This window comes from Paraburkholderia sp. GAS38, from assembly GCF_050434965.1.
Lineage (GTDB): Bacteria > Pseudomonadota > Gammaproteobacteria > Burkholderiales > Burkholderiaceae > Paraburkholderia > Paraburkholderia phenazinium_A.
This window is the reverse complement of record NZ_JBNDJO010000023.1, coordinates 96,552-108,688: the sequence shown is the minus strand read 5'-3', so window position 1 is coordinate 108,688 and position 12,137 is coordinate 96,552. Positions and strand designations below refer to the sequence as shown.

At 61.9% G+C, this 12,137-nt stretch carries 10 protein-coding genes; 6 read left to right on the top strand and 4 right to left on the bottom strand.

Features of this window, described 5'->3' with window-relative positions:
• Positions 1–711 precede the first annotated feature (711 nt).
• From rpoD to P3T42_RS35590, 4 genes are all read left to right on the top strand, one after another.
• The gene (gene rpoD / locus P3T42_RS35605; protein WP_074294269.1) at positions 712–2,700 is read left to right on the top strand and encodes an RNA polymerase sigma factor RpoD; all 1,989 of its coding nucleotides are present in this window, start codon (positions 712–714) and stop codon (positions 2,698–2,700) included.
• Between the two features lie 403 nt (positions 2,701–3,103).
• The gene (locus P3T42_RS35600; protein WP_429308658.1) at positions 3,104–3,784 is read left to right on the top strand and encodes a hypothetical protein; all 681 of its coding nucleotides are present in this window, start codon (positions 3,104–3,106) and stop codon (positions 3,782–3,784) included.
• Positions 3,774–4,757 (top strand): XAC2610-related protein, encoded by a 984-nt coding sequence (locus tag P3T42_RS35595; protein ID WP_429308657.1) that lies wholly within the window; start codon positions 3,774–3,776, stop codon positions 4,755–4,757. Before P3T42_RS35600 ends, P3T42_RS35595 begins: the two co-directional genes overlap by 11 nt.
• 34 nt (positions 4,758–4,791) lie before the next feature.
• Complete coding sequence (locus tag P3T42_RS35590; protein ID WP_429308656.1) at positions 4,792–5,601, top strand: topoisomerase IV; 810 nt, start codon at positions 4,792–4,794, stop codon at positions 5,599–5,601.
• Here P3T42_RS35590 and P3T42_RS35585 read toward each other — a convergent pair.
• Genes P3T42_RS35585 through P3T42_RS35575 form a run of 3 tightly spaced genes read right to left on the bottom strand, consistent with a single transcriptional unit; the run spans position 5,598 to position 8,368 of the window.
• Positions 5,598–6,308, bottom strand: coding sequence for a response regulator transcription factor (locus tag P3T42_RS35585; protein ID WP_074294266.1), 711 nt, complete (start codon positions 6,306–6,308; stop codon positions 5,598–5,600). The genes P3T42_RS35590 and P3T42_RS35585 overlap by 4 nt on opposite strands.
• A gap of 12 nt (positions 6,309–6,320) precedes the next feature.
• Positions 6,321–7,688: a sensor histidine kinase gene (locus P3T42_RS35580; protein ID WP_429308655.1), complete on the bottom strand. Its 1,368-nt coding sequence runs from the start codon at positions 7,686–7,688 to the stop codon at positions 6,321–6,323.
• Between the two features lie 2 nt (positions 7,689–7,690).
• The gene (locus P3T42_RS35575) at positions 7,691–8,368 is read right to left on the bottom strand and encodes a response regulator transcription factor (RefSeq protein WP_074297043.1); all 678 of its coding nucleotides are present in this window, start codon (positions 8,366–8,368) and stop codon (positions 7,691–7,693) included.
• Between the two features lie 274 nt (positions 8,369–8,642).
• Between P3T42_RS35575 and P3T42_RS35570 the strand changes: the two genes are divergently transcribed.
• Entirely contained in the window at positions 8,643–8,909 is a 267-nt protein-coding gene (locus P3T42_RS35570) for a DUF4148 domain-containing protein (RefSeq protein WP_074294265.1), read from the top strand.
• A 285-nt stretch (positions 8,910–9,194) separates the two neighbouring features.
• Positions 9,195–10,877, top strand: a complete 1,683-nt coding sequence (locus tag P3T42_RS35565; RefSeq protein ID WP_429308654.1) for a glycoside hydrolase family 13 protein — start codon at positions 9,195–9,197, stop codon at positions 10,875–10,877.
• A gap of 46 nt (positions 10,878–10,923) precedes the next feature.
• On the opposite strand, the gene P3T42_RS35560 is transcribed toward P3T42_RS35565, so the two are convergent.
• The gene (locus P3T42_RS35560; protein WP_429308653.1) at positions 10,924–12,093 is read right to left on the bottom strand and encodes a fumarylacetoacetate hydrolase family protein; all 1,170 of its coding nucleotides are present in this window, start codon (positions 12,091–12,093) and stop codon (positions 10,924–10,926) included.
• Positions 12,094–12,137 lie beyond the last annotated feature (44 nt).

Genomic DNA, 12,137 nt, shown 5'->3' with positions numbered 1-12,137 from the left:
TCAACGTACTGACGATGATTACGCCTGTTTCTCAACAGGCTAACCTTCCTCTAATACTGTGTGAGACTTGATACTTTCGCTTCATGCCAGATTCCAAAGAATCCGGCTCGCGTCGCCATCAAGCGCCCACACTTATCGGCTGTTAATTTTTAAAGATCATTCGCTCAGAAGCTCTGCTTTCTTCGCGTCCGTCATCAAACGGGAGGCGAATTATGCGATGCCCTTTACGAGACGTCAACCCCATTCGCGAAAAAGTTTGCGAGGTCCTCGAGGTCAACGCTCGAGACGTGCGCTGCGTTGATCATGAGGAGAGACGCGCGCCACGAGCACGCGTCGCGCGCCGCTCACGTATCTCACGGCGGCACCTTGTCTTGCAGTGAGACGCCCCTACATATAGCAGCAAGCGGAAAGGCCGCACGACGACGAGGAAGCCGTGAGCGCGGATGATCTGCCCCTAGGGCACGCACCACTTGACCTTTCCTGAATATATATCTCTTGACTGACGAGAGTTCGCCCCCAAGTTCGTATATAATCGCTGGCCGCGCGAATTTCGCGCGCCTCTATGGGCCCGCTTCACGCGGGCCAATCTTTTCGCTCTTTGCGAGCATAGACAAACCAGCCGCATGTATCACTCAGGTGATGTTGCGGCCTAGCCGAAACGCCTGAGCGCCGCGTCTTGCGCCTCATAGCGAAGCCTTCGAGGAGAAGACATTGAACCCTTTCGATCGGGATGATTCCGGAGACAACACGGCCGGATACTCAATCAAGGCCCCTGCCGGGCGAACCGCCAAAGGCAAGGGCGCGGGTAAAGCGATCCCGGTTGCAGCCGAAACGTCGCAGCAAGTCGAAGAGCAGCAACGCCAGATGCGCGCGCTGATCCAGTTGGGCAAGGAGCGCGGCTACCTGACCCACGCGCAGATCAACGACCACCTGCCCGACAACTTCGCGCAAACCGCGGCGATGGAAACCATCGTCGCCACCTTCAACGACATGGGCGTGGCGGTCTACGAGACGGCACCCGACGCTGAAGCGCTGCTGCTGAACGCCAACTCGCCGGTCGTCTCCGACGACCAGGCGGACGAAGAAGCGGAAGTCGCGCTGTCGACGGTCGATTCTGAATTCGGCCGTACCACCGACCCCGTGCGCATGTACATGCGTGAAATGGGTGCGACGGAACTGCTGACCCGTGCCGGCGAAATCGCCATTGCCAAGCGCATCGAAGATGGCCTGCACGAAATGGTGCAGGCGATTGCTGCCTGCCCGTCGGCGGTGTCGGCTATTCTGGCCAGCGCCGACCAGGTCGCCGCCGGCGAGCTGCGTATCGACGAACTGGTCGACGGCCTGAACGAAAACACCAACGCCGAAGAAGTCGCGGACGACAGCGTCGAAGCCGCCGCGGATCTGGACACGGACGCCGCCGACAGCGACGACAGCGACGGTGACGACGACATCGGCGCAGATTCCAGCGCAGTCGACGAAGCCCGTCTGAAGAAGCTGACAGCCGACTGCCTCGAGATTTTCGCTCGCGTCCGCACGCGTTTCGAAGAAGTCAGCTCGCTGCATGCGAAGGACGGCTCGTCTTCCGCGGCGCACCTGCGTGCTCGTGAGGACATCCAGCAAGAACTGGCCGCACTGCGCTTCACCGCACGTACGATCGACCGTCTGTGCGGCGATGTGCACCACCAGGTGACGCAGGTCCGCGCGATTGAACGGCGCCTCCAGCAAATCGTGCTGGAAAAGAGCGGCATGCCGCGCGATCTGTTTATCGAGTCGTTTCCCGGCCACGAAACCGATCTGGACTGGACCATGCGCATGGCCGCCAAGTCCAAGGAATTCGGCGCCGCGCTGGAGCGCAACCTGCCGGCCATTCAAGCCGAACAGCAAAAGCTGATCGCCATCGAAGCCACCGTCGCGCTGCCGCTGAAGCAGCTGAAGGAAATCAACCGCAAGATGGTTGCGGCCGAAGCGAAGATGCGCAAGGCAAAGAGCGAGATGATCGAGGCGAATCTGCGTCTCGTGATCTCGATCGCGAAGAAGTACGTCAACCGCGGCATGCAGTTCCTGGATCTGATCCAGGAAGGCAACATCGGTCTGATGAAAGCGGTGGACAAGTTCGAATATCGTCGCGGCTGGAAGTTCTCCACGTACGCCACGTGGTGGGTCCGTCAGGCGGTCACGCGTTCGCTGGCAGATCAGGCGCGCACGATTCGTGTGCCGGTGCACATGATCGAGACGATCAACAAGCTGAACCGCATTTCGCGCGAAATCCTGCAACAGACCGGACAGGAAGCGCATCCGTCGGTGCTGGCTGCACGGATGGATCTGTCGGAAGAGAAGGTCCGCAGCATCCTGAAGATCGCCCGCCAGCCGGTTTCGATGGAAACGCCGATGGGCGAAGACGGCGACGCCACGCTGGGCGACATGATCGAAGACTCCTCGGCCACGTCGCCGGCGGAAGCTGCGGTTCAGGCCGACTTGCGGATTGCGATCGACGACGCGCTCGATTCCCTGTCGCCGCGCGAAGCGAAGGTTTTGCGCATGCGCTACGGTATCGACACGAAGTCGGACCACACGCTCGAAGAAGTCGGCAAGCAGTTCGACGTCACGCGCGAGCGGATCCGCCAGATCGAAAGCAAGGCAATGCGCAAGCTGATGCATCCTAGCCGCGCGGATCGACTGAAGTCGTTCCTCGATCGGTAAATGCAAAGAGGGCTCTGGTTGATGTTGTTTGAAAACCAGGGCCCTTTTTGTTGATGGCGTCGGCTGAATCGGCCTTCGCTATTGCCCGAACTCCGTCGGGCACCTCATCTCTCTCTTCGCAGTAGCCCCCTCTCCCGCTTGTTAATCGCCTCGTCCTTTACGACGCTGCGCGAGGCAATGACTCCAGCTTTGCATCACAACGGCCGATGAGAATAGGCCGTGTGCCGCGCCCGCTTGAATCACCCGCTTCAATCTTAAAGCCTAGATTGAAGGCCGAAACATTTCCAACGATAATCACGAAGCCGCGCAGCCGCCCTATTCAAAGCGAAACCAGGCCATACATCCCGCCATTTCACGGCTGCCCCACGGCGACACAAAAAATACAACGGCTTCAGGGACTCGCATGATGCGATTCAAATTGCATGGTTTGCTTTACCCGCTGGTATTAGCGTCCACATTGATATTGAATCAGGCGGCGTGGTCCCAAACATCGGCGGTGTCGCTCGACTGCGACATCGGCGATCAACAGCAGGAAGCGAAGCTGTTGCGTGCGGCGAACGGAATGGCGGTGCGCCGCTCCATCCACGAACTGCGCTTGACGGTGGCCGGCAAGGAACTGACGTTTAAAGATACGCCGCCCTACGACGAACCGCTTGATGGCACCAGCTATACCTATTGCGGTCGCAAGGAAGGCTATTCCCTTATCGCCGATCGCGAGGGCGACGTGTTCACCGGCAAGCTGATCGACGAGCGCACCGGGCGCATTTTGGACGCCGGTCAGGAAGTGATGTTCTCGCCGGACCGCCGGGCATATCTGGCCTCGGAACAGATCGACGGTATGGACGGTCCGATGTGGACGATCCATAGCATCGACGGCAAGGTGTCGTGGAAGGGACCGAGTTTCGTCGAACCATCCACCCCGCACAGTAGCGCCATTTCGCTAGACTCACCGGCCTGGACCGCCAGCGGGGAACTCGTCGCCAAGGTAAATTGCAGCGATAACAACGAGCTGGCGAAGCTCGTGAAGATCAACGGAGCGTGGAAGTGGCGCTTGCCGCCATCGTGCAAAGCGGGTGCGCAATGACCGGCCTTCACAACGCTTACGCTGCTATGCAGGCGATGTAAAAGCCGGCCCGCTAACCGTGCGCGAATCCCTCACTGCGATCGAGAAGAACGAACCCATGCCGATGAAACCCGCCCTCATCCCGTTTGCGATTGCCCTCGCCTCTGCCGCACTCTCCGCGTATGCAACACCGGAAGTCCTCACGATCCAGGTCGATCAGGGCGTGACCGCTCGCGTTCAGCAAGCCGAGGACGCGGTGCTGGTCCGCTTTACCCCGAGCGGCAAGACCCAGCGACTGAAGATCGACAACTCCGACGATGATGCGCACTACCGTCTCGAGGTCAATGACTTCAATTTCGACGGGCATCAGGACTTTGCCTCCGTCTCTTCTATCGACGGCGTCGACGAGAGCTATCAGGTTTTCCTCTACGACCCAAAGGGGCAGCAATTCGTGCCGCTGGAACCGAAGCGCAATGCAAAGGCCGGCGGCAACTGCGATGGACTCTTCGGCGTCACCTTGAACAAGCAGACGCACACGCTCTACAGCGCCTGCCGCGGCGCGGGCTGGTACGTGGACGCCTACCGCTATGGAACGGACGGTCGGCTCTACCTTTACGAGGCCACCCAAAGCCTCGACGACGACGACCTGCAAAAGCTGCTGGGCAAAAACGCCGCGCAGGGCGATGTACCGGAGGACTTGCTGCGCACTTACGACGAGCAGGGCAACGTCGTTTCCCGCAGGCTGCGGAGCCGTAGCGATCCGGACGACAAGCAGGTGCCCGTCATTCATGTTAGCGTCGAGCGGCTGCCGTTGCATGCCACTCCCACGGAGAATCCGACACCGCGCTACCTGGTGCGCGGCGATGCGGTCGAGGTCGTGGATGTCAGCGACGATGCGCAGTGGCTGAAGGTTGCGTACCGCAATCCACACAAAGGCACGATAAACGGCTGGGTCAGCGTCGCGGATGCGGCGGGCGAGCCGCGTCATCAATGAACCCTATCAAGCTGGACAAAACAAGGAGCTCGAAGTGCAATTCCTGAGTCACTCTCGCCAGGCGATTGAGCGGATGGGTTGGCTGTTGCTCGGCGCAACACTCTGCGCCCAGGCGTTAGCCGCGCAACCGGTAAAGAACAAACCGATCGCCCCCGCTGTGCGCGAGTTCATCGAGACCACCTATGGCAAGTGGGACGCCCACAACAAGGGATGGCGAGCAGACGACGATAGCTACGCCTATCACGTGTGCGACGTTACACGCCTGACGACGGGCGACGGTCCTCGCTATCTGCTGGCCATGTGCGGCAACTTCGTCGATACGGCCCAGGACGGCGCCGCGACGTCCGCTCCTGATTCGACCGGTGGGCAAACCGACCTCTACGTGCTCAAGCCCACCGGCGACGGCAAGGGTCTTGAACCCGTCATCAAGCAAACCAATATCGCATCCGGTAACTTCGGCAACGCGGCCGACGTCAGCATCCAGCAGCTCGGTCCGCATCTTTATGGTTTCGTGATCGAAGACGGCGTCGTCCTCCAGGGCTATGTGGAGACTGGGCGAAGCATCTGGCTGCCGCGCCCGAACAAGCTGGTCCTCGCCGCAAAGAACATCGACGTTTCGATGAGCAATACGGGTTCAGACAGATGCAGCAAGCAGCCGTCAGCCTGCGAGGAAAAGGAATTCGACATCAAGCCCGATACGGCGTCGACGGACGAGGTCTACCCGCTCAAGATTCACGAGACAGGCAATCGCGGCGACAAAAACATCGACGCCAACTACGTGATCCGCTTCGATCCCGTGAAGCAAACCTATCTCGTTCCCAAGGCGGTCAGCGAGCAATACTAGCGCGCCTGCACCGGTGCCTGCGGCACGTCTTCTGCCTCGAGAACGAGGCTATAGCCGATGCGCGGCACCGTATCCAGTCGCAAGCACCATCCGGATTCCGTGATCCGGCGCCGCAACGCCGACACCAGGCGTTGCAACGAAACGCCGTCCGCATCGGCATCGCCGAATACGTAGGCGATCAGATCGTCGCGCTGCACGACGGTACCGGACTGGCGCAGCAAGCACTCCATCAGCAGATACTCGCGCCGCGTCAAGGCAAGCGCCACCTCACCCGGTCCGATCAGACTGCGCGTGGCGCGCGAGAGCGTCATGCCCGCGGCCGACAACGCAGCCGTCCTTACCGGATCCACCTCGGACTGACCGGCCTCGCGCCACAACGCATGCAGTCGCGCGTCCAGTTCGGCGTACTCGTAGTGACCGGTGAAGCACACGTCCGCGCCGGCGTAGAGCGCGGCGATGCGCGCATCCTGATCGCCGGGCGTGTCGATCACTACCAGCACCGTATGCTCCGGCCGCGCAATCATCGCGCGGGCGGCGTCGGCGGGGTCGCCGGCGGTCAGCGCGATCACTGCGTCGATCTGTTCGATTGCCACCAGATAAGCCGCATCGACAATCCGCTCGACGCTCGACACGCTGTGATTCGCCTCCATCAGCGCGGCCGTCAGATACCCGGCTCGCCCACCGGTTCCCACACACAAGATGCGCATGACGTCACCCTCTCATGGAGCGTGCCGCTCAGACCAGCAATCGAGCGCGACACAGGTGCCGGGATTGGCGTCCTCCAGCGTCAGCCTGAAGTCGTGCAGATGGGCAACCGCCTGCACCACGGAAAGACCCAACCCCGAACCCGGCGTATCGCGTGTGCGCTCGCTGCGATAGAACCGCTGCAGCACGGCGACCCGCTCATCGGCACGGATTCCTGGGCCGTCGTCGCACACCGTGATGCGCGGTCCCTCCGCGCATTGCTGCACCTTGATCGCCACGACGCCCTCGTGCGACGCAAACTTGATCGCGTTATCCACGATATTGACGAGGGCCTCGAACATCAACGGATGATCGGCTCGCACCGGTAACACGTGCTGCAAATCAAGTTTCAGCTCGACGTTTCTGGCCGCCGCGACGGGCGCATAAAGTTCGCCCACCTGCCGGCACAGCACATGCATCTCCGCATCGCTGAAGCCGGCCCGGCGATGCAATGCTTCGATCTCCGAAATACGCAGTATCGCGGCGAAGCGAGTGAGCACCTCGTCGGTTTCCTGCGCGGCGCGCTGCAAGCGTTGCGCGTCCTCGTCGCTCAGCGTTGCGGGTTCGATGCGCGCCAGCAACGAGCGGATATGAATGAGCGGCGTGCGCAGATCGTGCGCAATCCCGTCGCACGCGCTTTTGACCTCATGCATCAGGCGCGATATTTCGTCGAGCATATGATTGACGATCTGCGACAGCCACGCGAGCTCATCGCCGCCTCGTTCCGGCAAACGGGTGTCGAGGTTACCTTGCGCGATCAGATGCGTGAGACGGCGCATCTCGTTGATACGCCGCAACTGCACGGCCGAACACAGAATGCCGAAGCCGAGACCGCCCAGCAGCGCGATCGCTCCGCTCCATGCAATGCCGCCCAGCATGTAACTGCGCAGCCGCGCCATTTCGTCCACGTCCCGGGCAATCACGAGCAGATCGCCGTCGGGCAGGCGCGTGGCCCGGGTGCGCATGTACATCGGCCGCTCCAGGGTCGGCGAGATCAGTTGCGGGCGCAACCAGACGCCGTCTCCATCGGGCTTGACGCCGGCAGGACTGCTTGCGATGTCGCCCGTCAGGTGCTGGCCGTTGGGTGCAAACACGCCGTAGAAGTTGACCGGCCTGCGTATCGTCGTTCTGGTACGCGCATCGATCTGGCTCAGCATGAGGTTGCGCGGCAACGCCGCGAAATACTGGAACTGCCAGTTGATGTTGTAGTCGGCTTGCATGGCCGTGTAGTTCGCCGAGTTCCAGTAATTGATCCACACGAGTCCGCCAACCGAGCCTGCGAACACCAGCGCGTAGATCATCAGCAAACGGAATATCGTGCTGCGCCACAGGCTCATTGTCATGGTTACCCTAGCATGTAGCCGGATCCGCGTACGGTCTTGAGCAGCGGACGCATGCCCGGCAGGTCGATCTTTCTGCGCAGCAGACCGACGTAGACCTCGATCAGATTAGTGCCCGGATCGAAATGCATGTCCCACACGGACTGGAAGATCATCGTGCGGGTCAGGATCTGCCCGGAGTTTCGGGCAAAGTATTCGAGCAGCTTGAATTCCACGGGCGGCAGCGCGACGGCATGTTCGCCGCGCGTCGCCGTACGGGCAATCAGATCGAGTTCGAGATCGTCGACGCGCAGCACAGTCGATGCGGCTTGCTGTCGACGGCCGCGCCTGCGCAGCAGCACCTCGATACGCGCCTTCATTTCCTCAGCGGAAAACGGCTTGGGGATGTAGTCGTCGCCACCTGCGAGCAAACCGCGCACACGTTCATCGACATCGGACAACGCGCTGATCATCAGAACCGGTGTCTCGATGCCGACACCGCGAATGGTCTTCAGAATCGTCAACCCGTCGATGCCGGGCAACACGCGGTCGAGCGTGATGACGTCGAACTCGTCATGCACCGCACGCGCAATGCCGTCCTGGCCGCTCGTGACCCACTCGACGTCAAAACCGGCGCCGCTGAGTGTATCCACAATGTCGCGCCCGACGATTTGATCGTCTTCGATCGTCAAAATTTTTACCACGATATGCGTGGCCGGCGTCGTAAAGGCCGGCGCAGGAAGAAGCGAACCTGCAGTATCGCAAATTCGCTGCAGTGCAACATGAAACATCTTTTAGGTAAGCCGCAGACGCGATGCGTCCCCGTGAATCGCTAAAAAATCCTTAATCTTTGCCAAGCAGGCGCCTGCGATCACGTTGCGAAGATATGAACACACCACACGTATCCGGTCAGAAACGCCGGACATGGGGGGTGCGGATCCATTCATTCACTTCGCTCACATTCAAAGGTTGCCATTCATGAAACGCCAACTCGCCACGCTTTTGCTCGCCAGCACAGTCACCCTCCTTGCCGGCGCGGCCCATGCCGATCCCGCCCAGACCGCCCCCCAAGGTCTGACGCGCGAACAGGTCCGGGCAGATCTGTACAAGTCGTTCCTCAACGGCACCACCGCGGCCGACGAGAAGACCTCGTACCCATCGCCGGCTTCGGACCGTGCCGAACTCTCCGCCCAGCGGATCAAGGAAGCACATGTGAATTCCGCCTATGCGAACTTCGTCCAGTAAGCCGTTGCACGAGCAAGCGCGCCACGCCGGTGCGACGATTCCGCAGCGCCCCCGTTCACGGGGGCGCTGTCGCATCCAACGGCGTCTGAGCCCTAACCCGCCCGCTTGCTACCGGATGTAACGCAGCTCAATCCTCGGGAACGATCTCGCTTGAGCATGGATCGATAGAAAACAGGCTCGTACGGCCGGCAATAAATTCCTGGCAGCATCGGCCCTCATAATCGGGGTTGCGCGCCGGCATGGGGACCTGTCCGGGCAGACCAACAAGAGGGACACGACATGAACATGCGCACGAAAGAATTCACCCTCCCCGAAACCGAAAGCGAAAGCGAAGCGGTTGCCGGTGCAGAGTGGTGGCGCAGCGCGGTGATCTACCAGATCTACCCGCGCTCTTTCGCCGACGCGAATGGCGACGGCATCGGCGATCTGCCGGGCATCACGGCGAGGCTGCCGTATCTCGCCCGCCTCGGCATCGACGCAATCTGGCTCTCGCCGTTCTATCGCTCCCCTCAGGCCGACGCCGGCTACGACGTGGCCGACTATCGCGTCGTCGATCCGCTGTTCGGCACGCTGGACGACTTCGAGCGCATGCGGCACCAGGCCCATGCGCTGGGGATGAAGGTGATCGTCGACCTGGTGCCCAATCACACGTCCGACGAACACGCCTGGTTCCAGGCGGCGCTGAAGTCGCCGCCCGGCAGCGCCGCACGTGCGCGTTATCTGTTTCGCGACGGCAAAGGTCCGCATGGCAACCTTCCGCCGAACAACTGGCAGAGCGTATTCGGCGGCAACGCCTGGTCTCGCGCGCCGGGGGATTCGCAATGGTATCTGCACCTGTTCGACCGCAAGCAGCCCGACCTCAACTGGGATCACCCCGAGGTCCGCGCGGAATTCGAAGACGTGCTGCGCTTCTGGCTGGACCGTGGCGTGGATGGCTTCCGGGTGGACGTCGCGCATGGTCTCATCAAGGCACCGGGGTTACCCGACTGGGCCGGTCACGCCGCAATGGTGGAAGGCACCGCGGATCACGGCAACAACACGAGCCCGATGTGGGATCAGGAAGGCGTGCATGAGATTTACCGCCACTGGCGCCGTCTACTGGACACCTACCCCGGTGAACGGATGATGGTGGCCGAAGCGTGGATCGCGCCGCAAGCGCGGCTCGCTCGCTACATTCGCGGCGATGAAATGCAGCAGGCGTTCAACTTCGACTACTTGCTTGCCCACTGGGACGCGGCCGAAATCCGCGCGGTCGTCGATAGTTCGTTGGCGGCCTCGGCGGCGGTCGGCGCACCGACGACATGGGTGATGTCCAACCACGACTCCGTCCGCCATACGTCGCGCTACGGTCTGCGCAAGCCGGGCGCGCGCCCCAAGGGCATCGACGCGGCCGGCGAGCAGCCCGACGAAGCGTTAGGCCTGCGCCGCGCCCGCGCCGCGGCTTTGCTGACGCTCGCGCTACCGGGATCGGCCTATATCTACCAGGGCGAGGAACTGGGCTTGCCGGAGCACACCACGCTGGATGCGCGCTATCGGCAAGATCCGGCGTTTTTCCGCACGCAGGGCGCCGAGATCGGCCGTGATGGCTGCCGGGTACCGCTGCCCTGGAAGGCGGATGCGCCCTCGTTCGGTTTCGGTCCTGGCGAAAAAAGCTGGCTGCCGCAGCCGGATAGTTTTGCTCGCTATGCCGTGGATCGTCAGGACGGTGTGAGCGGCTCGACGCTGGAACTGTATCGCCAGCTTCTACGCTTGCGGCGCGACTATGCGCTCGGTACGGGCCTATTAGAGTGGCAGTCTGCCGGCTCGCCGGACGTGCTGGTCTTCGACAACGGCACGCTGCGCGGCGTGATCAATCTGGGCATGCAGCCCGTTGCGCTGCCGCGCGGCACCTTGCTCGTCGCGAGCGAGCCGCTGGAGACGCACGGTGAGTTGCCCGGCAACACGGCGGCGTGGCTGACCTTAAGCTGAGGCTGAAGCGCCGGCCAATGCTGAAGCCGACGCTGAGGTCGGGGCCTCAAAGCAGCCCGCGTTTCGCCAGGCTTCGATACAACGCTCGCACGCCAAAGGTCCACGGAGGAATTGCGGTCGAAAGCTGCACCGTGTTCACCAGTGCCCCGAGCGAAGGCGTCGCGATCGTCACGACATCGCCGAGATGATGCGTGAAACCCGCACCAGGCGCGTCGCGATCCTTGATCGGCGAGAACATCGTGCCGAGGAACAGCATAAAACCATCGGGGTACTGATGATGTGCGCCGCAGGTCTGCGCGACGAGATTGGCCGGATCGCGGCTGATCTCCTTCATATGGCTCACACCCTCGAGCACGAAACCGTCCGTGCCTTCGATGTGTAGCGACAAGCTCGCCGCGCGCACCGTATCCAGCGTAAAGCGCTCGTCGAACAGGCGCACAAACGGCCCGATCGCGCACGAGCCGTTATTGTCCTTTGCCTTGCCCAGCAGCAAGGCCGAGCGGCCTTCGATATCGCGCAGGTTCACGTCGTTACCCAGCGTGGCGCCGACGATCTGAGCGGCGCTATTCACGGCCAGCACGATCTCCGGTTCCGGGTTGTTCCACACCGAGGTGGGATACAGACCGACGTCGGCGCCGAGCCCCACGGCGGACATTGGTTGCGACTTCGAAAACACTTCGGCGTCCGGCCCGATGCCCACCTCCATGTATTGCGACCACGCGCCGCGCCGCTCGAGTTCCGCCTTCAGTTTCATCGCGGCGTCCGAGCCGGGTTTGATTTTCGCCAGATCGGTGCCGATCAGTTCCGTGATGGTCCGGCGCACGTCGAGCGCCTTGGCAGCGTCGCCGCCCGCCTGCTCCTCGATCACCCGTTCAAGCAGGCTCACGGCGAACGTCACACCGCAGGCCTTGATGGCCTGCACATCGCATGGCGCAAGCAATCGCGTGTCAGTTTTAGCGGCGGGCGCGAGACTCGCTTCAAGCAGCGCATGCACGGGACCTAACGCTTCGCCCGGCGCGTTGCGGGCGATTTGCACAGCGTCGCTCCGGTCGAACAGATCGGCCGTGGTGGACACCGTGGACGTGATATCGAACACATGGCCGCCGCGGACCACGACGACCGACGGTCCATCAACCGGCGCGGGACGCCAGACGCGGCCTATCAGCAGCGCGTGATCGAGGTCGTCGGGAAGGCAGGCAGCAGAATCGGTTCGCATATCGTCATGTCCTGAACATTGACCAAGACCTGATGCTATCCATG

Excerpts from the sequence above, each read along its gene's own strand:
- P3T42_RS35600 (WP_429308658.1), top strand. The coding sequence starts at position 3,104 with ATGATGCGATTCAAATTGCATGGTTTGCTTTACCCGCTGGTATTAGCG.
- P3T42_RS35585 (WP_074294266.1), bottom strand. The coding sequence starts at position 6,308 with ATGCGCATCTTGTGTGTGGGAACCGGTGGGCGAGCCGGGTATCTGACG.
- P3T42_RS35580 (WP_429308655.1), bottom strand. The coding sequence starts at position 7,688 with ATGACAATGAGCCTGTGGCGCAGCACGATATTCCGTTTGCTGATGATC.
- P3T42_RS35570 (WP_074294265.1), top strand. The coding sequence starts at position 8,643 with ATGAAACGCCAACTCGCCACGCTTTTGCTCGCCAGCACAGTCACCCTC.
- P3T42_RS35565 (WP_429308654.1), top strand. The coding sequence starts at position 9,195 with ATGCGCACGAAAGAATTCACCCTCCCCGAAACCGAAAGCGAAAGCGAA.
- P3T42_RS35560 (WP_429308653.1), bottom strand. The coding sequence starts at position 12,093 with ATGCGAACCGATTCTGCTGCCTGCCTTCCCGACGACCTCGATCACGCG.